The sequence below is a fragment of the Hymenobacter negativus genome (assembly GCF_016056375.1).
GTDB classification, from domain to species: domain Bacteria; phylum Bacteroidota; class Bacteroidia; order Cytophagales; family Hymenobacteraceae; genus Hymenobacter; species Hymenobacter negativus_A.
Genome location: NZ_JAEDAE010000001.1, coordinates 193,756 through 218,136 on the forward strand (window position 1 = coordinate 193,756; position 24,381 = coordinate 218,136).

The 24,381-nt window shown below is 61.3% G+C and carries 17 protein-coding genes; 14 read left to right on the top strand and 3 right to left on the bottom strand.

From position 1 onward, the window contains the following. Positions 1-113: 113 nt before the first annotated feature. The 3 genes from I7X13_RS00895 to I7X13_RS00905 form a co-directional block, all read right to left on the bottom strand. Complete coding sequence (locus I7X13_RS00895; protein WP_198074011.1) at positions 114-3,296, bottom strand: efflux RND transporter permease subunit; 3,183 nt, start codon at positions 3,294-3,296, stop codon at positions 114-116. A gap of 39 nt (positions 3,297-3,335) precedes the next feature. Beyond that, positions 3,336-4,304 carry an efflux RND transporter periplasmic adaptor subunit gene (locus I7X13_RS00900; RefSeq protein ID WP_198074012.1) on the bottom strand — a complete coding sequence of 323 codons (969 nt, stop codon included), beginning with the start codon at positions 4,302-4,304 and terminating at the stop codon, positions 3,336-3,338. A 126-nt stretch (positions 4,305-4,430) separates the two neighbouring features. Further along, positions 4,431-5,777, bottom strand: coding sequence for a TolC family protein (locus I7X13_RS00905; RefSeq protein WP_198074013.1), 1,347 nt, complete (start codon positions 5,775-5,777; stop codon positions 4,431-4,433). Between the two features lie 162 nt (positions 5,778-5,939). Here I7X13_RS00905 and I7X13_RS00910 point away from each other — a divergent pair, with 162 nt between their 5' ends. From I7X13_RS00910 to I7X13_RS00975, 14 genes are all read left to right on the top strand, one after another. Continuing rightward, positions 5,940-6,617 (top strand): response regulator transcription factor, encoded by a 678-nt coding sequence (locus tag I7X13_RS00910; RefSeq protein ID WP_198074014.1) that lies wholly within the window; start codon positions 5,940-5,942, stop codon positions 6,615-6,617. An 80-nt stretch (positions 6,618-6,697) separates the two neighbouring features. Next, positions 6,698-8,014 carry a sensor histidine kinase gene (locus I7X13_RS00915; protein WP_198074015.1) on the top strand — a complete coding sequence of 439 codons (1,317 nt, stop codon included), beginning with the start codon at positions 6,698-6,700 and terminating at the stop codon, positions 8,012-8,014. 209 nt (positions 8,015-8,223) lie between these two features. Next, a complete protein-coding gene (locus I7X13_RS00920) occupies positions 8,224-9,039 on the top strand; it encodes an SDR family oxidoreductase (protein ID WP_198074016.1) in 816 nt (271 codons plus the stop codon). Between the two features lie 82 nt (positions 9,040-9,121). Continuing rightward, positions 9,122-11,758, top strand: coding sequence for an MGH1-like glycoside hydrolase domain-containing protein (locus I7X13_RS00925; protein ID WP_198074017.1), 2,637 nt, complete (start codon positions 9,122-9,124; stop codon positions 11,756-11,758). A gap of 114 nt (positions 11,759-11,872) precedes the next feature. Continuing rightward, complete coding sequence (locus tag I7X13_RS00930) at positions 11,873-12,499, top strand: cyclase family protein (protein ID WP_198074018.1); 627 nt, start codon at positions 11,873-11,875, stop codon at positions 12,497-12,499. 150 nt (positions 12,500-12,649) lie between these two features. Then, complete coding sequence (locus I7X13_RS00935; RefSeq protein WP_198074019.1) at positions 12,650-13,132, top strand: DUF6799 domain-containing protein; 483 nt, start codon at positions 12,650-12,652, stop codon at positions 13,130-13,132. A 26-nt stretch (positions 13,133-13,158) separates the two neighbouring features. Next, the gene (locus I7X13_RS00940; protein WP_198074020.1) at positions 13,159-15,255 is read left to right on the top strand and encodes a WG repeat-containing protein; all 2,097 of its coding nucleotides are present in this window, start codon (positions 13,159-13,161) and stop codon (positions 15,253-15,255) included. 210 nt (positions 15,256-15,465) lie between these two features. Next, on the top strand, positions 15,466-16,938 hold the full coding sequence (locus I7X13_RS00945; RefSeq protein ID WP_233454623.1) for a CoA-acylating methylmalonate-semialdehyde dehydrogenase: 1,473 nt from the start codon (positions 15,466-15,468) through the stop codon (positions 16,936-16,938). A 102-nt stretch (positions 16,939-17,040) separates the two neighbouring features. After that, a complete protein-coding gene (locus I7X13_RS00950; protein ID WP_198074021.1) occupies positions 17,041-18,393 on the top strand; it encodes an aminotransferase class III-fold pyridoxal phosphate-dependent enzyme in 1,353 nt (450 codons plus the stop codon). A gap of 154 nt (positions 18,394-18,547) precedes the next feature. Continuing rightward, a complete protein-coding gene (gene hydA, locus I7X13_RS00955; RefSeq protein WP_198074022.1) occupies positions 18,548-19,921 on the top strand; it encodes a dihydropyrimidinase in 1,374 nt (457 codons plus the stop codon). A 245-nt stretch (positions 19,922-20,166) separates the two neighbouring features. After that, positions 20,167-21,033: a nitrilase-related carbon-nitrogen hydrolase gene (locus tag I7X13_RS00960; RefSeq protein ID WP_233454624.1), complete on the top strand. Its 867-nt coding sequence runs from the start codon at positions 20,167-20,169 to the stop codon at positions 21,031-21,033. 92 nt (positions 21,034-21,125) lie between these two features. After that, a complete protein-coding gene (locus I7X13_RS00965) occupies positions 21,126-22,451 on the top strand; it encodes an FAD-dependent oxidoreductase (RefSeq protein WP_198074023.1) in 1,326 nt (441 codons plus the stop codon). 78 nt (positions 22,452-22,529) lie between these two features. Continuing rightward, entirely contained in the window at positions 22,530-23,918 is a 1,389-nt protein-coding gene (gene preA, locus I7X13_RS00970; protein ID WP_198070302.1) for an NAD-dependent dihydropyrimidine dehydrogenase subunit PreA, read from the top strand. A gap of 109 nt (positions 23,919-24,027) precedes the next feature. After that, positions 24,028-24,321 (top strand): hypothetical protein, encoded by a 294-nt coding sequence (locus I7X13_RS00975; RefSeq protein ID WP_198070303.1) that lies wholly within the window; start codon positions 24,028-24,030, stop codon positions 24,319-24,321. The last annotated feature ends 60 nt before the right edge of the window (positions 24,322-24,381 follow it).

Here is a 24,381-nt window from a genome sequence, read left to right on the forward strand (position 1 = left end):
TTTGTTAAGAATGTAGCGCAAAATTAACCCCCTTCAGCTGCTGAAGCCGTTTTCATCGACGGGGAGGGGGGATTTTATCGACGGGCCCGGCGCATTTTCCAGACCGGGCACTGTTACGTCGCCCGGGCTGTCAAAACCGAGTTTTCCGGTATCGTTTGTTGCTGGTAGGCGAGGCGCAACAAGCTGGGCAACACCATCAACAGCAGCGGCAATGCCAGCAGCAGCCCGCCAATTACGGCAATGGCCAGCGGTTGGTGCAGCTGCGCGCCCGCCCCGATGCCGAGGGCCAGCGGCAGCAGCGCCGCAATGGCCGAGAGGGCCGTCATCAGCTTGGGCCGCAGGCGCGCCGCAATGGCGTAGCCCACGGCCTGCTCCACGGGCCGGCCTTCCTCCAATATCTCAAAAAACTGCTGAAAGGTGAAAATCGCATTCTCGCCGATGATGCCCACCACCATAATCAACCCGGTGTAAGAACCTACGTTCAGCGGGGTATTCGTGACAAACAGTGCCAGCGAACCGCCGGCCGGCCCCAGCACGGCAATCAGCAGAATCAACCCGGCCGCCTTCAAATCCCGAAACAGAAACAGTGCCACCGCAAACACCAGCAGGCAGGCCGTGCCCAGAATGGTCAGTAGTTCCTGGAACGACTGCTGCTGCTCGGCATACGAGCCGCCGTACTGGATGAAGTAGCCGGGCGGCAGCGGCACGTCGCGCTCCAGCTTCTGGCGGATTTCGGCCATGGCCCCGCCCAGGTCGCGGCCGTCGAGGCGGGCCGTGACGGCCGTCATGGCTTGCAGGTTTTCGCGCTCCAGCTCGGCATCGCCGACCGACACATGCACCATCGCCAGCTCGTCGAGGCGGCGACGTTGGCCGTTGGGCAAGAACACGGGCTCGCCGCGCATCTGGGCCAGGTTGGCCTGGGCGGCGTTGGGGTAGCGCATCCGGATGTTCAGGAGCTGCTCGCCTTCGAGCACATTGCCGGCCGTAGTGCCGGCCAGCTGAGTTTGCAGCTGGGTCTGGAAATCGGTGGCGGTGAGGCCGTACTGTGCCAAGCGTCGCGGGTCGGGGCGCACGTCCACGCTGGGGCCCATGCGCACAATGCCGTCGAACACGTCGGCGGTACCGCTCACGCCTTCCACTACTTTGGTCACCTGCTCGGCCAGAGCGTAGCGCTTGGCGGCATCGGGGCCGAAGACTTTGATTTCGATGGGCTGCACGGTGCTCATCAGGTCGCCCAGCATGTCGCCGATTACCTGGCCGAAGTCGATGGTGAGGGCCGGCTGGGTGGCTTCAATTTTCTCGCGGATATCGGAAATAACTTCCTCGGTGGTGCGCTTGCGGTCGGTTTTCAGGCGGATGAGGTAGTCGCCGCGATTGGGCTCGGTGATGAAAAAGCCCATCTGGGTGCCGGTGCGGCGCGAGTAGCTGGCCACTTCCGGCACCTTCACAATCAGCTTTTCGGCCTGGCGCAGCATGCGGTCAGTTTCCTCGATGCTGGTACCGGGCGGCGAGTTGTAGTCGAGCACGATGGCGCCCTCGTCCATGTCGGGCAGGAAGCCGGTGGCCAGGCGCGGGATGATGAGCACCATGCAGCCAATGAGCACCAAAATGCCAACGATGGAGTAAGCCGGGTGGCGGATGACGGCGCGCACCCAGGGGATTTCGTGGTGGGCGGCGCTGACGTGCGCCTTACCCCCCCGGCCTCCCTCTCCGGTGGAGAGGGGGGAGCCTAGCGATTCCTGATTGGTGCTGTCGGCTGGCACCCCCTCTCCACCGGAGAGGGGACCGGGAGGTGAGGCGACCGGCTGCCCGGCCTTCCGCGACAGCAGCAAATAAATCACCGGTAACCCCAGCCACGCTACCAGGAAAGAGCACACCAGCGCCACTACCATCGTAGTAGCCAATACCTTGAAATAGGCCCCCGCCACGCCGCCCAGCAGCGCAAACGGCAGAAAAATCACAATTGTCGAGAGGCTGGAGCCCACCAGCGCAGGCAGCAAATGGCCCACCGAGCGGCGTACCACCTCGCCGGGCGTGGCCTCGGGGTGCTCCTCGCCCACGCGGTGCAGCTGTTCCACCATCACCACCGCATCGTCAATCATCAGGCCGATGGCGGCGGCAATGGCCCCCAGCGTCATGATATTAAAAGAGTAGCCGAGGCCGAAGTAGAGCACCGCAATGGTGAGTGCCAGCGCCACCGGAATGGTGCCGAGTATCGTCAGGGTGGCGCGAAAGGAGCGCAAAAACAGCGCCGTCACCACCAGGGCCAGCGCCAGGCCAACCCAGAGCGCATCCTGCACCGATTTTACCACTTCGGCCACAAAATCGGCCTGGTCGTAGTACGGGGCCATGCGGACGCCGCGCGGCAGGCCCGATTTTAGCGCGGTTACTTTGGCCCGCACGCCGTCGGATACCTGCACCACGTTGGCATCGGGCTGGCGCAGGATGGAGATGAGCACGGCGTCGGAGCCGTTGGCGTTGATGCGGGTGTACTCGGGCTGCTCGCCCAGGGTCACGGTGGCCACGTCGGCGAGGCGCACGATGCGGCGGCCGTCGTTGCGCAGCACCAGGTTTTCGAGGTCTTCCTTCTGAACGATGGTGGCGTCCGTGACGGTAAGGTAGAGGCGGCGGTAGTCCGAGAGGTAGCCGTTACTCTGCACGAAATTGGTGGCGGTGAGGGCCTTGGTTACGTCGTCGGGCCCGAGGGCGAGGGCGGCCAGCTGGTCGGGCAGCAATTGTATCTGGTACTCCTTGGTGCGCCCGCCCTGTACCTGCACCGACGACACGCCGTCGACCTGCGATAGAAAGGGCTTGATGGTGTAGAGGGCCAGCTTGCGCAGCTCCAGCGCCGAGCGGCCGGGCGCTTCCAGCGTGTAGCCCATCACCGGCAGGATGGCCGGGTTCATGCGCTCCACCGAGATATTGACGGTGGACGGCAGGTCGCCCCGAATCTGGTTGAGGCGTGACTCGATGAGTGTCTGGCTCTTGGCCACGTCCACGTTCCAGTCCAGAAAGGCCGAGATTTCGCAGCTGCCGCGGCTGGTGGTGCTGCGCAGCAGCTTCAAGCCCGGCACCCGCTTGATGGCATCCTCCATGGGCTTGGTCACGGTCACCATCATGCGGTCGACGGGCTGCAGGCCGTTCTCGGCAATCACCTTCACCTTCGGGAAAGTCACCTCCGGAAACAGGGCCACGCTGATGCGCCGGTAGGCCACCGTGCCCAGGGCGAGGGCTAACGCCAGCAGCACCGCAATGGGCGCTTTATAAGCTAGAAAAGGGGAGGGGCGGTTGGGCATTGGGTTGAGATTGAGGATGCGTGCCAGCAATTCGCCTTGTTATTCCTTTTCGGCCGCCACGGGCCGCGTCACCTTCACGGCAGCCGTGTCGTCCAGCCCGAAGTTGCCACTGAGCAGAATCCGGTCGTGGGGGCTGAAGCGCGGCGCTTTGATTTCGATGTGGTCCTTTTCCTGCGCGCCCACCGTCACGGGGACTTTCACGGCGGTGGAATCGTTGAGCAGCTTCATCACCCAAAACTCGGTCTGCGTTTCGTCGGTGAGCACCGCGCCGCGGGGCAGGGTGCTGGCTTGGCGCGGGGCCGTGCGGTCCAGCTCGACTTGCACGGCCAGGTTTTCGGGCAGGTCCGGTACCTGACCGGTGGGCCGGATGGTGTAGCGCTGGGTCTGAATGCTGACATCGGCGGTGGCCAGCACCTCGGCCACGCGGCCCGTCAGCACCCGGCCATCGGGGAGGAGGATGCGGCAGCTCTGGCCGGTATGCACGTAGCGCAGCTGCGTCACGGGCACGTCGAGGATGAAGCCGAAGCGGCTGCGGTCGTAGGTGAGGCCGAGCTGCTCGCCGTCCTGCACGTAGTCGCCTGCCAGCTTGTCCACGGTGGCCAGCACGCCGCTGCGGGCCGATTTTATCGGGATGATGCCGCTGAACCGCAGGCGCGGGTCGCCGGTGAGCTTATCCAGGTGCAGGGTCCGCGATTCCTTGGTCTGGATGGTGAATACCGTCTGGCCGGCCCGCACCTGCTGGCCCACCACTGGTGAGGGCGGCAGCACGTAGCCCGCGGTGGTGGCCCGCAGCGCATCCTTGGCCGGGAAGGCCGACACGGCGCTCAGCCGCAGCACGTCCGTAAGGGTATCGCTCTGAACAGTGCCAATGGTTACCAGGGCCTTGGGCTTCACGGCGGGCTCTTCCTCGGCGTCAGCATCGCCGGCAGCGGCCGGGTCTTTCGAACCGCAAGCCGAAAGGCTGGCGAAGGTGAGGAGGAGAAGGAAGCGGCGGGGAAGGGAGGTCATAAAGTAAAAAAGAGGCGAACGAAGTAGAGACGCAATATTTTGCGTCTCGTCGTTGAACGACTGGGACCGCGCCTGCTGTGCGGCTAAAACAACGTCAGCAACGACGGGACGCAAAATATTGCGTCTCTACTGCTCGGCCAGGTAATCCAGCGCAAAGCGGCTCCTGAGCTGGTCGGTCTGGGCCTGGGTTAGGCTGAATTGCAGGGTCCGGTAGCTGGTTACCAGGTTCAGGTAGTCGAGAATGGCCACATCGCCCGTCGCCAGCTGCTGCCGGGCGGCGCCCACTAGCGCATCGGCCACCCGCAGTTGCTCCCGGATGCGGCCCAGCAGCGCATCTGAGGACCGGATGAGGCCTTCGAGCTGCTCGTACTGCTGCTGCCGCTGCACCGTGAGAAACTGCCGGTAGCCGCGCCGGCTCTGCTCGCTCAGCTCGATGCGCTGGTACTGCAGTTGGCGCTGGTGGCCGTCGAAAATCGGAATATTCAGCTGCAAGCCGCCCCCGATGCCCACGCTGTGGGCCAGCGCCACGGGCAGGTACGACGAGGATTGCAGGCCGGCATCGACCACGGCACTCACTTTGGGGCGGTAATTGGCATCCACGGCGCGGCGGTCGAGCAACAGGCGGAGGCTGTCGAGGGTGTACTGGCGCTGGGCGGGGGCCAGCAGGCCCGCCAGCGGGCGGTGGGTGGGTGGGGTAGGGGCTTCGAGGGCCACGAGGGCCGTATCGGCCACGCCGGCCAGGGCGCGCAGGGTGCCCAGCTCGCGGCGGTAGGCCAGGCGGTTTTGTTCCACGGTCACCTCCTGCGTACGCACCGAGAGGTAGAAGCTCAGGTACTGCGTCTGCTTGAAAATGCCGCCGTTCACCAGCTGGCGGAGCTGCGCGTCCTGCTGGCGCAGCTGAGTGAGCAGCGTGCGGCTGAACGTGAGCTGGGTTTCGGCGGCGTAGGCGGTCAGGAACTGGTCGGTGATGCTGCGGCGCAGGTCCAGCGCTGACAAGCGCCCGGTATTGCGCAGCACCTGGCCCTGATTGGCTAGAATCTGGTAGTCGTTCTGCAGCTGGAAGCGGTTGAGAATGGGCTTAGTGGCCTGCGCGATGGCGGCGTAGTTGCCGCCGTTCGAAATGGCGTTGTCGTAGCCCAGCACGCTTTCACCCTGGTTGTTGGTGATGGACGGATAATACAGCGCCGAGCCGATGCCGCCCACCTGCACCCCGTTCTGGCGGGCCCTCACGAGGCTGTCGAGGCGGTTCTGGCGCACCTGGTTGGCGGTTTCGCGTAGCAGCGGGCTGTTCTGGCGGGCCACCAGCAGGAAATCATCGAGCCGGCGCGGACTGGCAGGGGTAGGGGCCACGGCCGGCAAAGGGGCCAGAACGGCTGGGGCCGCGCCGGTCTGGGCGCGGGCAGCGCCGGCAAACAGCGCCGGCAGCCCGCTCAAGGTCAGGCACCAAATCAGGCAGGAAAAGCGAGCGAACAACAGACAGGGGAGGATGGTAAGCGCCACAAAGCTGCGGGCCAATTCTGAAGAGAATCGGCCGCTTATCAGCTTGAAGTCCCTCATACGCACAAGGGCACAGAATATATACAAACTTTGGGCCTTCCTTCGCGGCTGTGCCGCCATCCCTTCGGCCACTCGCTCATGAAAATTCTCCTTGTTGAAGACGAAGCCGCCCTGCGCACCGCCCTGCTGAGCTCTTTGAAGCAGGCCGGCTACCTGGTGGAAGCCGCCGCCGACTTTGCGCAGGCCCACGAAAAAATCAAGCTCTACCAGTACGACTGCGTGCTGCTCGACCTGACCCTGCCCGACGGCTCCGGCCTGGATTTGCTCCGCGCCCTCAAAGCGGACGGCTCGCCGGCCGGTGTGCTCATCATCACGGCCCGGGACGCGCTCGACGACAAAATCGCGGGCCTCGACCTCGGCGCCGATGACTACCTCATCAAGCCCTTCCACCTCTCTGAGCTCAACGCCCGGCTGCGGGCCATCATCCGCCGCCGCCAGTTTCAGGGCCAGCAGCAAATCACCTTCCGCGACCTGCTCGTGCTGCCCGAACTGGCCGAAGTGCACGTGCGCGGCGAGCACCTCACCCTCACCCGCAAGGAGTACGACCTGTTGCTGTACCTGCTGGCCAACCCCGGTCGCATCCTCACCAAGGAAGCCATTGCCGAGCACCTCTGCGGCGATGCCGTGGACGCGGCCGATTCGTTCGATTTCATCTACACCCACCTCAAAAACCTGCGCAAAAAGCTTCAGGAGAAGGGCGCCGACAACTACATCCGGACAATGTACGGCGTGGGCTACAAGCTGAGCCACGAGTAAAGCGACACGGAAAGAAACAGAAGCGGGCCGTAGGTTACTCGTATCATTGCACCCGCCCCGCGCTTCTCCGCCGTCTCTGCATGAACCTGCTTAACGCTACCACTCGCTACTACCTACTACTGGCCTTGCTCTTGTTCGTGGGCGGGAGCCTGGGGCTTTATTACGGCATCAACTGGGCGCTGCGCACCGAGGTGAGCGAACAGCTGGCCGACCGCCGCCGCGAGCTGCTGGCCAAGGCCGAGGCCAACGAGCTGCTGCCCGTCGACCAGCTGGCCGTGCTGCTCGACATCAGCCGCACGCCCCGCCCGCTGGGCTTCCGCGACACAGTGCTGCTCGACCGCATCGAACACGAAATGGTGCCGCACCGGCAGCTCACGTTTCCGCTCACGGTGCGCGGCGAGGGGCCGGTGTGGGTGTCATTGCGTAAGTCATTGGTCGAAGCCGAAGACCTGCTGGGCGTGGTGCTGGCCGTGATGCTGAGTGTGCTGGCCCTGCTGCTCGGCGGCATGGTGGCGCTGAACCGCTGGCTGTCGAGCCGGCTGTGGGCGCCGTTCCGGCACACGCTGGCGGCCCTGCGGCAGTACGATTTGCAGCAGCACCGGCCCCTGGCGTTGCCCGCGCCGGCCGTGGCCGAGTTTGCCGAGCTGAACCAGGCCCTGAACGGTTTCAGTCAGCGCCTGGTGACCGATTACGAACATCTGCGCGAGTTCACGGCCAACGCCGCCCACGAAACCCAGACGCCCCTGGCCATCATGCAGGCCCAGTTGGAGCAGCTGCTGCAGGTGCCCGCCCTGGCCGAAGACCCGGCCGCCGCCCCGCTCGTGGCCGACCTCTACGGGGCCACGCTGCGGCTCTCCCGCCTGCATCAAGCCCTGAGCCTGCTCAGCAAGATTGAAAACCGGCAGTTTGCCGAGGCCCAGCCCGTGCGCCTCGACCAATTGCTGGAGGAGAAAGTGGCCCAGCTCGAACCGCTGTTTGAAGCTCGCGAGCTGCGCTACGGCCTCGACGTCAGCCACGGCCCCGTGGTGGTGCAGATGCACCCCGGCCTGGCCGATTCGTTGCTGCAAAACCTGCTGCAAAATGCCGTGAAGCACAACGTGCGCGGCGGCGAGCTGGCCGTGTCATTGTCGAAAGCCGAGCTGAAAGTGACCAACACCGGCCCGGCCGTGGAGGGCGACCCGGCCCGGTTCTTCGAGCGCTTCCGCAAGCACAACGCCGCCTCCGAGTCGCCGGGCCTGGGCCTGAGCATTGTGCAGCAAATCTGCGGCTATTATGGCTTTGGGGTCGATTATTCGGTGGCGAAGCAGGGCACGCGCCACACCCTCCGGGTCAGCCTGAGCCCCACGGCCGGGGTGCCCGCGAAAAGAAGCAGTGCCCGCCTCGCGGCGCAGGGTTAGGCCCCGCCCACGAATTAACGAATCGGCAGCCCGGTGGTCGTAAGCGGCCACCGGGCTTTTCAATTCCTGAACCTAGCCCCGGTCGTCGCGTAAGCCTAACCGTAAGGTCCCGAATCGGCCGGGCCGTGTGCTTCATCAGAAGCACAGGGCCGGTGCCGTAGCATTGGGCCTGCTTCAATCCGCTCTTCACCAAAATCCCGCTTTCCCGCATGGCCACTCCCGACCCCCGGCGTCTCGCCAATCAAATTGCTCTCGTCACGGGGGCTAGTTCCGGCATCGGCGTGGCCGTAGCCGTGGCCCTGGCCGCCCACGGGGCCAAAGTAGTGGTGAACTACGGCCACGACGAAGAGGGTGCCAAAACCACCGTGGCCACCATTGAGGCGGCCGGCGGCACGGCCCTGGCCATCAAGGCCGACGTAAGCAAGGAAGACGAGGTGCAGGCCATGTTCAAGCAAACCATCGAGCAGTTTGGCACGGTGCACATTGTGGTGGCCAACGCCGGCCTGCAGGTCGACGCGAAGTTCGTCGATATGACCCTGGCCCAGTGGCAGAAGGTGATTGACGTGAACCTGACCGGCCAGTTTCTGTGCCTGCGCGAGGGAGCCCGCGAGTTCATCCGACGCGGCGAGCAGCCCGAGATTTCCCGCGCCACCGGCAAGCTCATTTGCATGAGCTCGGTGCACGAAGTCATTCCGTGGGCTGGCCACGTGAACTACGCGGCCAGCAAGGGCGGCATCATGCAGCTTATGAAAAGCACCGCGCAGGAGCTAGCCCCGCACAAAATCCGGGTCAATAGCATTGCCCCCGGGGCCATTGCCACACCCATCAACCTTTCGGCCCGCGACACGCCCGAGGAAGAAAAAGCCCTGCTAACACTCATTCCTTACAACCGCGTGGGCGACCCCGCCGACATCGGCAACCTCGCCGCCTGGCTCGCTTCGGACGAAGCCGATTACATCACCGGCCAAACCATTTTCATGGACGGCGGCATGACCCTGTACCCCGGCTTCGCCGACAATGGCTGATTTCAGTTAACAGTTATCAGTGAGCAGTTAATAGCAATTAACTGTAGCGATAACTGCACACTGATAACTGTTAACTGAAAGCATGAACCCCGAACAAACCCGCCTCCAGGAAGCCAATGCTGGTACCAAACCCTGGCGCAAGTTCGGCCCCTACGTGGCCGACCGGCAGTGGGGCACCGTGCGCGAAGACTACAGCGCCAACGGCGACGCATGGAACTTCACCACCCACGACCAGGCCCGTAGCCGCGCTTACCGCTGGGGCGAAGAAGCCCTGGCCGGCTTCTGCGACGACGAGCAACTCATTTGTTTCGGCCTAGGCCTCTGGAACGGGCAGGATGCCATTCTCAAGGAGCGGCTGTTTGGGCTGAGCGGGCCAGAAGGCAACCACGGCGAGGACGTGAAGGAGGTCTATTATTACCTCGATGCCACACCCACGCACTCCTACCAGCGGATGCTGTACAAGTACCCGCAGCACGCTTTCCCCTACGAGTGGCTGGTGACGGAAAACGCCCGCCGCGACCGCATGAAGCCGGAATTTGAGTTGATGGACACGGCCATATTTCTCGAAAACAAGTACTTCGACGTATTTGTAGAGTATGCCAAGGCCGATGCCGAGGACGTGCTCATCCAGCTCACCATCGTCAACCGGGGCCCGGCCGAGGCCACGCTGCACCTGCTGCCGCAGCTCTGGTTTCGCAACACCTGGGCCTGGGGCGAGGATGCCTACCGGCCCCGCCTGGCCGCTACTGCCGATAACCACATTCACGCCGAGCACCGCGACCTGGGCGCTTTCACGCTGTATTGCGACGAAGCGCCCGGTCTGCTTTTCTGTGAAAACGCTACCAACAACGGCCGGCTGCACAATGCCCCGTCCACGGAGCAGTTTTTCAAAGACGGCATCAACGACTATCTGCTCCACGGCCAGGCCGGGGCCGTAAACCCCGCCCGCACCGGCACCAAAGCCGCCGCGCACTACGAGCTGGCCATCGCAGCGGGCGCTACCCGGGTGGTGCGCCTGCGCCTGGCCGCGCCCGACCTGAAAACTCCCTTCGTCGATTTCGACCAGACCCTGAAGCTGCGCCTGGCCGAAGCCGACCAGTTCTACCAGGCCCTGCAGTGCGACCTGCCCGGCGCCGACGCTCGCCTGGTGCAGCGGCAGGCCTTCGCCGGCATGCTCTGGAGCAAGCAGTTCTATTACTACGACGTGCCCCGCTGGCTGGCCGGCGACCCCGCCTTCCCGCCTCCGCCTTCTGAGCGCCTCGAAGGCCGCAACAGCACCGGCTGGGTGCACCTCAACAACCAGCACATCATCTCGATGCCCGATACCTGGGAATACCCCTGGTACGCGGCCTGGGACCTGGCGTTCCACTGCCTGCCGCTGGCCCAGCTCGACGCGCAGTTTGCCAAAGACCAGCTGCTGCTCCTGTGCCGCGACTGGTACATGCACCCCAACGGCCAGCTGCCCGCCTACGAGTGGAAGCTGAGCGACGTGAACCCGCCCGTGCACGCCTATGCCACCTGGCGTGTGTTTAAAATGGACCAGAAGGCCCGCGGCGGCCACGGCGACGTGAAATTTCTGGAAACCATTTTCCACCGCCTGCTCCTCAACTTCACCTGGTGGGTGAACCGCAAGGACCGTGACGGCCGCAACATCTTCGAGGGTGGATTTTTGGGGTTGGATAACATTGGCGTGTTCGACCGCTCGGCCCCACTGCCCTTCGGTGGCTTCCTGGAGCAGGCCGACGGCACCGCCTGGGTGGCCATGTACGCGCTCAACATGATGCGCATTGCGTTGCAACTCAGCCAGACCAACCCAGTGTACCAGGACTTGGCCAGCAAGTTTTTCGAGCATTTCCTCTACATCGCCGAGGCCATGACCAACGTGGCCAACGAGCACATGGACCTCTGGGACGACGAGGACGAGTTCTACTACGATGCCCTGAACACGCCCGACCGCGGCCACGAACTGCTGAAAGTGCGCAGCCTCGTGGGCCTGATTCCCATGTTTGCGGTGGAGGTGATTGACGAGGATTTGCTAAAGGGCGCGCCGGAATTCTTGGCCCGCATGAACTGGTTTCTGGACAATCGGCCCGTATTGGCATCGCTGGTTTCGCGCTGGCAGGAGCCCGGCAAAGGGGCGCGACACCTGCTCTCGCTGCTGCGCGGCCACCGCGTGAAGCGCCTGCTGGCGAGGATGCTGGACGAAGCTGAATTTCTCTCGCCCTACGGCGTGCGCAGCCTCTCGCGCTACCACCTGGAGCACCCGTTCATCTTCCGGGGCACCGAAACCCAGTTCACCGTCAACTACGAGCCGGCCGAGTCGCAAACCAGCCTTTTCGGCGGCAATAGCAATTGGCGCGGCCCCGTGTGGATGCCCATGAACTTCCTGCTCATCGAGTCGCTGCAACGCTTTCACCACTACTACGGCGACGATTTCAAAGTAGAATACCCCACCAATTCCGGCAAAACGGTAACGCTGCTCGAAGTGGCCGATGCCCTCACCACGCGCCTTACCCAGCTATTCCTGCGCGACCCTGAAACTGGCCGCCGCGCCTGCTTCGGCGACGACAAACAGCTGCAAAACGACCCCAATTTCCGCGACTATCTCTGGTTCCACGAATATTTCCACGGCGACAACGGCCACGGCCTCGGCGCCAGCCACCAAACGGGCTGGACCGGACTGATTGCCAAGCTGCTGCAGCCGAGAATCGGGGTGTAGCTGCCTGTCATGCTGAGCGCAGCGAAGCATCTGACTTGCTCTCATCGGATAAATCCAGATGCTTCGCTGCGCTCAGCATGACAAGCTCACTTCACCAAATCTAACCCAAAGCCCATGCCCATCCCCACCCCCTGGCTAGACGCCACCACGCCCATCCGCAACGGAATGGTGCACTGGCCCGATAACGCCCCCGTCCACGTCAAAAAGACGCTCAGCATCGCTGCCGGCGCGGCGGCCAACGTCACTGAAGTGTCGATGAGCGCCCACACCGGCACCCACGTCGATGCCCCGCTGCACTTTACCGCCAATGCCGGCGACAGCACCACGTTAGATTTGGCCCAACTTATTGGCCCGGCCCGGGTGGTAGCCATCGCCGACCCCAAAAGCATCAGCCTGGCCGAAGTGCAACGCCTGGAAATTGAGCCCGGCGCCCGCCTGTTGTTCCGCACCCGCATGTCGGATTCGGAGTGGAGCACCATGCCGTTTCAGCCCGATTTTGTGGCCCTGGACGGTGACGCAGCCATTTTCCTGCGCGATGCGGGCGTGGTCTGCGTCGGAGTCGACTACTTGTCGGTGGGAAAAGCCGACGCCCACCACGCCCTGCTCGATGCCGGTATCTGTGTGATTGAGGGATTGGCTTTGCAGCACATTGCGCCCGGCGACTACGAAATGCTGTGCCTGCCGCTGAAAATTGTGGACAGCGACGGCGCGCCCGCCCGGGTGCTGCTGCGCCCTCAGTAACAGCCCGCAACAAACCGGAGTGCTGCTGCTCGGTTTCCAGGACCGGGCAGGATAATACAAATCGAAGCAGCCTGGCTTCTTATTTGACGTATACGGCTTGCCGCCGGCTCCCGGGCCGTGCGGCTTTGTCTATTCAGGGTACTCCATACTATGTTTTTGCGCACCTTCTGGCTTTGCGGAGCCGTTGCCGGTTTGCTGGCACTACTTGGGCCGGCGCACGCCCGCCAAACGCCGAACAATGACGGCTTTCAGCGCCGCAACGGCCAGATGCAGGTAATCCGCAATGGCCAGCCCCGCCCCATGACCCGCGACGCCCACCTGCCCACCGGCGCCACCGTCACCAAAGACGGCTTCGTGGTGAGCCCCACCGGCCAGCGCATCGAGCTGCGCGAGGGCCAGGGTTGCGACCTGCGCGGCCGTCCCGTGGCCGTGCGTACCGCCGCCAATGGAGCCTTGGCGCTGGGCGCGCGCCCGATGCCGGTATCCGTTCGCAGTGCCCGCCCCGTGCCTGCGCCTTCGTTGCTGGAACAATTGTTTGGCCCGGATGATGACGAAGGCAAAGGAAAATTCAAATTTAAAAAGCACAAAAAACACCACGGCAAGGGCCATGGCCGGGGCAGGGGCGACGACTAGCGGCCGGCCGCGTATTTCAGTAGTTCATGGTTCATTATTTTCTCGCGTCTCCTTTCCCTGATGCGGCCCGCGCCGGGCAGTTTGCCGCCGTGCAAGCCGCGCTGCAGGCCGAGGCAGGCCCCGATACCTTGCTACTGGGCAACCTGGTGTTGGCCGATGGCACCGCCCCGCTCGATGCGGTGGTGGTGCGCCCGCACAGTATTACCCTGCTGATATTGGCGCCCCGTGGTGGCCGGCTCAGTATTCCTGCCCTGGGCTATGGCCGCTGGCTACTCGATGGCACGCCCGTGCCTCGTTCCGAGGATTTTGACAATCCCTTTGAGCAGTTTCGGGAGCAGAAAGCCGCGCTGGCCGCCTGGCTGCAGCCGCGTTTCACGCCTGAGCAGGCCGATTTGAGTGGGATTTCTGGGTTAGTGCTGTTCGAAGCGCCCGTTGAATTTAGTGCCGATGCGGAAGCTGCTTTGGAAGAAGCTCCGGCCGGCTTCCGAATAAATACCGTGGTCGAATTGCCAATCTGCTTGCGGAGTTTGGCGACCCCTGAAATCAACCTCACCGCCAACGATATTGCCGAGTGGACCGCCGAATGGGCCGCCTTCGTAGCCGCGCCGGCTGCCGGTGCGCCACCCGGCGCGCAGGCCCGTGCCACCGCCAATACCACCAGCGCCAGCCGCTTCCTGGGCCAGAAGGCCCGCGCCCTCTGGGGCTGGCTCGGGGCCAACGACGTGCCCGACGACGACCTGCCCTACGGCTACGCCAATACCCTCAGCGCCCGCAACGAGGAAAAACAGCAGCTCGAAGACCTGCGCCGGCAAATGCAGGCCGACCTCAACACCCAGCTCCGGGCCCTGGAAGCCCGCGAAGCTGAGCGTGAGCGCAGCATTACTCAGCTCCGCGCCGAGCTGGCCCAAGCCCCGCCCGTAGCGGCCGAAGCCACCGCCCTCGTCTCGCGCCTCGGGGCCGAAACCCGCGAAAAAGCCGCCCTCGAAGCCGAAATGCAAGCCTCCCGCGATGAGCTGGCTGCCCGCAATCAGGAGCTGGATGCCAAGATTCAGCAGCTCAGCCAACTCATCGGGCAGCTAAGTGCCAATCCGGCCGCTATTTCGCCGGCTGCCGCCCCGCCGATAACGGCCCCACTTCCGCCAACAAATCCCGTTGCCCCGCCCGCCCCGGCAGCTTCATCAGTTGCTAAAAGCAAGCCCGTCGCTGCTGCCTCTACTTCCTCTGGTGTTATCGAATCTGACGCGCTTTGTGCCGAACCCGTAGAAAGGGGGCCAGATTCGGCAGGAGTTAGCTCCTCGGCAACTGCTACTGCAAAGCCAGATGCCGAAGCATCACCACGGGTTCTCGCGCGCTCCAACCGCCTTGAGCACCTGCGCGCCCGTGCGCAGGCGGTCGCCGCTACGCTGCGGCCCCGGCTACGGCAGGCGCGGGAGTGGGGGCAGGCCCAGCCCCGTGCCGTGCTGGCGGCGGCCACCGCGGCCGTGCTCAGCCTGGGCATTTGGGGGCTGAGTCATGTTGGCAGCACGCCGCCCGTTCCTTTCCAGAAAAATGGCCTTTGGGGCTACGCCGATGCCAGCGGCCAGCCCGTAATCCCGGCGCAGTTCACAGCTGCCAGCCCGTTTGAGAAAGGGCAGGCCGTGGTGGCGAAAAACGGCGCGTATGGGTTCGTGGATGAAAAGGGCAAGGAAATAATCCCCGCCTCCTACGATGCCCTCAATCCCTACGCTGGCGACTACGCCCGCGCCCGGGTGGGCGATGCTTACACGTTCATCGACGAAGAAGGCCAGGAATTTGACCATTATTATTTCAACGCCCTCGACTTCGCCGAAGGCCATGCCGCCGTACTCGACCACCGCGGCTGGCACTACATCAGCGGCCCCGACGAGCCCGATACGCCGCCCGTCATCTTCAAAGAAGCCTACTCCTTTGCCGGCGGTCTGGCCCGCGTGAAGCTCACCGATGGCTACACCTTTATCACCCCTGATTACCTCACCGACCCCGCCCGAGGCACCAAGCCTTTCGGCCGCTACCAGCAGGCTTCCGATTTTGTCGATGGCAAAGCCCGGGTGAAGCAAGGAGGCCGCAGCTTTAGTATTAATAAGCACGGCGAAGAAGTGAGGTGACGTAAATGCTCCCACCGCAGGTAAAATATTCAGGCGCAGGCAAGCTACATTGGTGGCTCGCCTGCGCCTGATTACTTTAGGTAGATTTTTTGGATGAAATAGTTGGTTGAATGTGAGTGAGTTTAAAAATATTTCTCTCGGAAACGATTGTGGAATTATTCCATATCCTGCAAAACCCTTAGCTTGCACCCCGCTTAACAATAAGGTAACATGGAAGTTCAAACATTGAAGTATCCGGCCATTCGTAACTACGTGGCTGGCCAGTCGGTAGAAAGTGCCTCTACGCCCACCATGGACGTATTTAGCCCCCTTAGCGGGCAGTTGATTTCCACCTTGCCGCTTAGCAACGCCGCCGCGCTCGACGCCGCCGTACAGGCCGCCAAAGCCGCTTTTCCCTCGTGGTCGGCCACGCCGATTAAGGAGCGGGTGCAAATTTTTTATCGCTATAAGACGCTGTTGGAGCGTGACATGAAAGCCCTCGCCGACCTCGTGCGCGAGGAAAACGGCAAGACCTACGACGAAGCCCGTGCCGAAGTCGAAAAAGCCATCGAACTGACCGAGTTTGCCTGCTCCATGCCGCAGCTCATTCAGGGCGAATTTCTGGAGGTGAGCAAGGGCGTGGAAGCCCGCGCCGAACGCAAGCCGCTGGGCGTGGTGGCCAGCATCGCCCCGTTCAATTTCCCCAACATGGTTCCCCACTGGACCATCCCGAATGCCATCGTGCTGGGCAACACCATGATTCTGAAGCCCTCGGAGCAAGTGCCACTCAGCGCCGTCAAAATCGCCGAGCTGCTGAAGGAAGCCGGCCTGCCCGATGGCGTACTCAACATCGTGAACGGCGACAAGGAAATTGTGGAAGCCATCTGCGACCATCCCGAAATCCAGGCCGTGAGCTTCGTGGGTTCCACCAAGATTGCCAAAGTGGTGTACATCCGCGCCACCAGCAACCTCAAGCGCTGCGTTGCCCTCGGCGGCGCCAAAAACCACCTCATGGTGCTGCCCGACGCCCACCCCGAGATGACGGCCTCGAATGTGGCCGCCAGCATGAGCGGTTGCGCGGGCCAGCGCTGCATGGCCGGCTCCACCATGGTAGGAGTGGGGGCTGTGGATGGCATCGTGGCTAAAATTGTGGAAGAAGCCAAAAAGATTGTGGCCGGCCAGAACCTCGGCTCCGTCATCAGCAAAGAAGCCAAGGAGCGCATCGAAAAGCACATCAGCGAAGCCGAAGCGGCCGGCGCCAAGGTGCTGCTCGACGGCCGCAACGCCGTGGTGCCCGGCCACGAAGACGGCTACTACGTGGGCGCCACCGTCATCGACCACGTGACGCCCGACATGCGCATTGCCCAGGAAGAAGTCTTCGGCCCGGTGCTCGCCATCATGCGCACCAACACCCTGGACGAGGCCCTGGCCATCGAAAACGCCAACCCCTACGGCAACGCCGCCGCCGTGTTCACGAGCAGCGGCAGCAGCGCCCGCTATGTGATGGACCACGCCAACGCCGGCATGATTGGCGTGAACATCGGCGTGCCCGTGCCCCGCGAGCCCTTCTCCTTCGGCGGCTGGAACGAGTCGAAATTCGGCGCCTGCGACATCACCGGCAAAAGCTCGATTGAGTTCTGGACGCAACTCAAGAAGACCACGACCAAGTGGAACCCGGAGTCGAGGGTGAACTGGATGAGCTAGTTTGGATTGAGCTGTTAGCCTTTAGCTGATAGCTATTAGCCCCTAATAATTACAACGATACAAAAGCTAATAGCTAACAGCTAAAGGCTAACAGCTAAGTAAATGGAAACCACCTTCGCCACCGACAAAGACCAAATCCTGCACGATAACCTCGACCACACGCTCTTCTCGTGGTCCAAGCAAACGGGCCTGAACCCCATCAACGCCGAGCGCGCCGAGGGCGTGTACGTGTACGACCGCGACGGCAAGCGCTACATCGACTTTTCGGCCCAGCTCATGAACGTGAACATCGGCCACGGCGACCAGCGCGTTACCGAGGCCGTGGCCGCCCAGATGCGCGAGCTCAGCTACGTGTACCCCGGCATGATTACCAAGGCCCGCGGCGACCTCGGCCGCCGGCTGGCTGAAATCACGGCTCCCAACCTCACCAAGGCGTTTTTCACGCTGGGCGGGGCCGAGGCCATCGAAAATGCCATCAAGCTGGCGCGGGTGTACACCGGTCGCCACAAGATTGTGTCGCTGTACCAGTCGTTTCACGGGGCCAGCTACGGCGCCATGAGCGTGGGCGGCGACCCCCGCAAATTTGCCGTGGATAGCCAAGCCATGCCCAGCACCATCCACGTCGAAAATCCGTTTTTCTACCGCTGCCCCTGGCACTCCGAAACGCCCGAGCAGTGCGCCCAGCGCGCCGCCGATGCCATGGAGCGCATCATTGGCTACGAAAACCCCGGCAGCGTGGCCGCCATCGTGCTCGAAGGCGAGTCGGGTACGTCCGGCTGCATCAAATATCCTCCCGGCTACTGGACGCGCATTCGTGAAATCTGCGACAAGCACGGCATCCTGCTTATTGCCGATGAGGTGATGTCGGGTTTCGGCCGCACCGGCAAGTGGTTCGGTTCCGACCACCACAATGTCAAAGTTGACATCATGTGCATGGCCAAAGGCATCACTGCCGGCTACCTGCCCCTGGGTGCCGTGATGGTGGATGAGAAAATTGCCAAATCCTTCGACGACAAGCCGCTGCCACTCGGCCTCACGTACTCGGCCCACCCGGTTTCGTGCGCCGCCGCTGTGGCCGTGCTCGATATCTACGAGACGGACAACCTGCTCGAAAACACCGTGGAAATGGGCAAATACATGGACGAGCAAGTGGCCCAGCTCATGCACCTCCACCCCAGCATCGGCGACTGGCGCAACACCGGCCTCTTCGGCTGCCTGGAGCTGGTGAAAAACCGCGAAACCAAAGAGCCCATGGCCCCCTGGAACGCCACACCCGCCCAAATGGACATCATGAACCAGGTAGCCGCCAAAATCCGCGAGCTGGGCATGTACACCTTCGTGCGCTGGAACTACATCTTCATCTGCCCCCCGCTGAGCATCAACAAGGAGGAGATTGACGAGGGCTTGGCCATTATCAGCGAGGCCATTAGCATTGCGGATAAATACGTGTACTAACTGCCCTCGCCTAATCTCACCCCCGACCCCTCTCCTTGGGGAGAGGGGAGCCTGCCGATTTTATAAGACTGCAATAAATTCAAACTGCATTCCCGCGCCGCCGTAGCTCACCTCTCCTGGGGAGAGGGCTGGGGGTGAGGTTTCACGCCACAACATGTCCATCCTCCTCAAAAACGGCCGCGTCGTCACCGCCGATTCGGACGCCGTCTGCGATATTCTGATTGAAGGCGAAACCATCGTGTCCATCGGCCGCAACCTTTCAGGCGATGGCGCGGAGGTAATTGACTGCACCGGCAAAATCATCGTGCCCGGCGGCATCGACCCGCACGTGCACCTTGAAATGCCTTTTATGGGTACGTTTTCGTCCGATACCTACGAAACCGGCACCCGCGCTGCGCTGCACGGCGGTACCACGATGGTCATCGATTTCATTCTACAAAAGCAGGGGAATTCGTTGCGTTCAGCTTTTGAGGAGTGGAGTGGCCGGGCCACTGGCAACGCTGTGGGCGACTACAGCTTCCACATGGCCGTGACGGATTTTAATCCGAGCACCAAGGAGGAAATCAAGGACATGGTGGCCGAGGGCATCACCTCCTTCAAAACCTTCATGGCCTACAAAGGCGCGCTCATGATTGACGACGCTCAGATGGTAGGCCTGATGCAGGAAGTGAAAAAGCACGGCGGCCTCGTGACGGCCCACGCCACCAACGGCGACATGATTGACACGCTCATCGCCCAGCACCGGGCGCAGGGCAAGCTCACGCCGCTCTACCATTACCTCTCGCAACCCGAAGTGACTGAGGCCGAAGCCTCCGGCCGCTTCGCCGACATTGCCAACTACACGGGCGTGAACGCCTACATCGTGCACCTCACCTGCGAGGGCGCCCTCAACCAGGTGCGCCGCGCCACCGAGCGCAACCAGCGCATGCTGGTCGAAACCTGCATTCAGTACCTGGTGCTGGATGCTTCGCTTTATGAAGACGAAGCCAACGGCGCGAAAGTGGTAATGTCGCCGCCGCTACGCGAAAAGAAGGACCAGGCTACGCTCTGGGCAGGCCTGAATCAAGGCTTGGTCAACGTTGTTGGCACCGACCATTGTCCTTTTATGTGGGAGCAGAAGTTGATGGGCAAGGACGATTTCTCGAAAATTCCCAATGGCCACCCCGCCGTGGAGCACCGCATGGAATTATTGTTTTCGGAAGGCGTGAACAAGGGTAAAATAACGCTGAATAAATTCGTGGAAGTAACTTCCACCAATGCCGCGAAAATATTTGGCATATTTCCGCGCAAAGGCACTATCAGTATTGGCGCCGATGCGGATTTGGTGATATTCGACCCCAATAAAAAACACACGATTTCGGCCGATACGCACCACATGAATTGTGACTACTCAGCCTACGAGGGATGGGAGCTAACTGGTAAGATTGACACAGTTTTACTCCGCGGAAAGGTGGCCGTAGATGCCGGAGAAACCAAAGTAGCCAAAGGGTACGGACAGTTTATCAAGCGCGGCAAAACCAATTTCTAACAGGCAATTATCATTGCCAACGGACCGGCTGACATTACGAATGCTTTCAGGCATTCATTTCTTGCTGTGCCCTAGTGTGTAGGGCGTACAAATGACCGTTTTTTTGCTTAATTTAAAGCCCGCTTTGGGCTGTTTAATTTGAATTGACTTTCATCACAACTTAAAGCGTTGTGACTTGCCGGTAATTCCTGCCGCACGGCACTCGCTACGACTTAACTCAACTCCATTCATTCTCACCCCCAACAATGCCCAGAATTATTAAATCCGGCCTCATCCAGATGAGCCTGCCGATGACCGAAGGCGAAGGCACGATTGCCGAAATCATGGAAGCCATGGTGCAGAAGCACATTCCGCTCATCGAAGAAGCCGGCCGCCAAGGCGTGCAGATTCTCTGCCTGCAGGAAATCTTCAACACCCCGTATTTCTGCCCCGGCCAGGACAAAGCATGGTATGCTTCTGCCGAGTCGGTGCCCGGCCCTACGACGGACCGCATGGCCGAATACGCCAAGAAATACAACATGGTGATGATTGTGCCCGTGTACGAGCGCGAGTCGGCCGGCTTCCTCTACAACACCGCCGCCGTAATTGATGCCGACGGCACTTACCTCGGCAAGTACCGCAAAAACCACATCCCCCACACCACTGGCTTCTGGGAGAAATTCTTCTTCAAGCCCGGCAACATGGGCTACCCCGTGTTCCAGACCAAATACGCCAAAGTAGGCGTGTACATCTGCTACGACCGTCACTTCCCCGACGGCGCCCGCATCCTGGGCCTGAACGGCGCCGAAATCGTGTACAACCCTTCGGCCACCGTGGCCGGCCTCTCGCAATACCTTTGGAAGCTGGAGCAGCCCGCCCACGCGGCGGCCAACGGCTATTTCATGGGCTGTATCAACCGCGTAGGCGAAGAGAAGCCCTGGAACCTGGGCCGTTTCTACGGCACAAGCTATTTCGTGGACCCGCGCGGCCAAATAATTGCCGAAGCCGACGAGTACAAGGACGAGTTGCTTGTGGCTGAATTCGACCTCGACATGATTGACGAAGTGCGCAACACCTGGCAGTTCTTCCGCGACCGCCGCCCCGAAACCTACGAGAAACTGGTGGAATTGTAGGCGCTTGGCTGACATAAAAACGGTCATGCTAAGCGTAGTCGAAGCATGACCGTTTTTTTATTCACTAATAATTTCGAAATTAACCTTCCCCAATGGCTGAATTTTCTACACCTACCACCGAGCAGCAATTCGCGGAAAATTTCGCGCAGCTGAAGCCGGTGATGAACCGCACCGAGGCGCTTTACGAAAGCTCCCGCTGCCTTTTTTGCTTTGATGCGCCGTGTATAAAAGCGTGCCCGTCGGGGATTGATATTCCTCAGTTTATTCGTCAGATAAACTCGGGAAACGACACCGGCGCGGCGCGCACCATTTACGAAGCCAATTACTTCGGCAATGCCTGCGGAAAAGTGTGCCCCACAGAAGTGCTGTGCGAAGGTGCATGTGTGTATAACCTGCAGGAAGTGAAGCCAATAGAGATTGGCCGCCTGCAAAGCTTTGCCACCACCAAGGTGATTAAAAACGGCGAAAAGCTGTTCGGCCCCGGGGCGGATAACGGCAAGAAAGTAGCGGTAATTGGGGCGGGTCCGGCTGGTATTTCGGCGGCTTGCGAGCTTCGCTCTTTAGGTTATGATGTTGATGTTTTTGAAGCCAAAGCGCAGCCTTCGGGCCTGACGGTTTACGGCGTTGCACCGTATAAAATTACCAACGAAGAAACGCTGGCCGAAATGGCCTATTTGCAATCGCAATTCGGCTACAATGTGCATTTTAATTCAGCTATTTCTTCGCGTGAAGAATTAGAAAAGCTGGAAAATAAATATGATGCTATTTTCCTGGGTATTGGCCTCGGAAAAACCAATGAATTGGGATTGCCCGGCGAGGATAAAATAAATTGCACCGGCGCGGTAGAATTTATTGCCGAACTGCGTGAGTTCCAGCATAAAGTTGCCGTGGGCCGCAAGGTAATTGTGCTGGGTGGCGGCAATACCGCCATGGATGCCGCCTCCGAATCTTCGCGTCTGGGGGCGGAAAACGTGATTCTGGCTTACCGCCGGGCCAAGGAAGAAATGGGCGCTTATGAGTTCGAATACGACCTGGCTAAAGGGGTAGGGGTGAAGGGCTTGTTCAATGTGGCGCCGGTTGAAATTACGGGTAATGGCTACGTGGCGGGCGTAAAATTTATCCGCACCGAAACCAAGGACGGCAAAGTGTCGGAAATCGCCGGTTCTGAATTTGTGGAGCCTTGCGATATGGTGATTAAAGCCACTGGCCAGGCCAAGCAAACGGAGTTTCTGAGCCTGATTCCGGGCCTGAAACTGGATGGTAAAGGCCGCATCATCGCCAATGCGCATACCGGGCAAACGTCGAACCCCAAATATTTCGCTTCCGGTGATGCCTGGAATGGCGGGGCCGAAGTGGTGAACGCCGCCGCCGAGGCCAAGCTCACGGCGCGCGGTATTCACGCTTATTTGAGCAAGTAGCGCGGACGTTTAGTCCGCGAGTTGAGCCCATTTTCCACATTTCGTATTCAATCGCGGACTAAACGTCCGCGCTACATTATGCCTGATTTATCCATCAATTTCGCCGGCATCAAATCGCCGAACCCGTTCTGGCTGGCCTCGGCTCCGCCCACCAATTCCGGCTACCAAATCATGAAGGCCTTCGACGCCGGCTGGGGCGGTGCGGTGTGGAAGACCCTGGGCGTGCCCGTTGTCAACGTATCGAGCCGCTACGGCGGCGTGAACTACCGTGACAAGCGCCTCGTGGGCTTCAACAACATCGAGCTGATTTCGGACCGGCCGCTGGCCGATAACCTGCGCGAGATTGAGGAAGTGAAAAAGCGCTTCCCCAACCACGCCGTCATCGCCTCGCTCATGGTGCAGACGCGGCAGGAGTGGCACGACATCGTGCGCCAGAGCCAGGACGCGGGCGCTGATGGCTTCGAGCTGAACTTTGGCTGCCCGCACGGCATGTGCGAGCGCGGCATGGGCTCGGCCGTGGGGCAGGAGCCCAAGGTACTCCAGATGATAGTGGAATGGGTGATGGAAGTGGCCAAAAAGCCTGTCATCGTGAAGCTCACGCCCAATATCTCGGATATCACGGAGCCGGCCATGGCCGCTCGTCGGGCCGGGGCCGATGCCATTTCGCTCATCAATACCATTCAGAGCATTGTGGGGGTTGATTTGGACCAATTCTCCCCGTATCCGATTGTGGATGGCAAGGGCACCAACGGCGGCTACTGCGGCCCGGCCGTGAAGCCAATTGCTCTGAACATGGTGAAAAACTGCGCCCAGCATCCCGATATCAAATTGCCCATTTCGGGCATCGGCGGGATTGAGAACTGGCGCGATGCGGTGGAACATATTTTGCTAGGGGCCAGCTCGGTGCAGGTGTGCACAGCGGCTATGCACTTCGGCTTCGGCATCATCCGCGAGATGACTTCAGGGCTGGAGCAGTACATGGTGGAGAAGGGGTTCAATACCATCTACGACTTCGTGGGCAAGGCCCTGCCCAATGTGCTGCACTGGGAAGACCTGAACATGAAGTATAAGGTGACGGCTAACATCAACGAGGACAAGTGCATTGGCTGCCAGCTATGCTACACGGCCTGCGAAGATGGCGCCCACCAGGCCATCAAGCTGAACGCCGGCACGCGCATCCCCGAAATCATCGAGGAAAACTGCGTGGGCTGCAACCTGTGTTCGCTGGTATGCCCCGTGGAGCAATGCATCACCATGGAGCGCACCGACGACGCTACCCAGCACCTCACCTGGAAAGAGCGCACCGAAGCCGGCACCGCACCCACCGAATTCAACGACGAAAAGGCCGGCGGCCGCCACCACTGGGTGCCTGAGCCCAGCGCCGCTCTCGGCAAGGAGCGCCACAAAACGCTGCCCGGCAAAGCCCGGCTGTATTCCGGCGAAACGGTGTTGCCAACCGAGGCTTAAGCTGGTCAATAACGCAGTTTCACGGCACTAATTCTGGTCCGCATTTTGTTTATAGACGTAAGAAGTACATTCACTTGTAAATCGACGTGCTCTGGCACGCTGCTATATCATGAAGACCAAATCAGTAATTTTTGCCTTGAGTATCAGCCTGCTCATGCTGGGTGGCTGTGTTGCGGCTGGCCCGGGCTACGGCCCCGATTACGGTTATTACCCGCCCGTGCAGCCGTATGGCTACGGCTATGCCCGTCCGTATTACGCGCCTCGGACTGTGGTGGTGCGGCCGGCATATCGGCCCGCCTACGGTGGGTACCGGGGTGATGGGGGGCGCCACGGCGGTGGCTACCACGGTGGTTATGGTGGCGGAGGCTACCACGGCGGCGGTGGCCACGGCCGGGGCCACTAACCGACAGCAATTAATTGAAGGGGGCTATTCGCTTAATAAAGTGAGTAGTCCCCTTTTTTA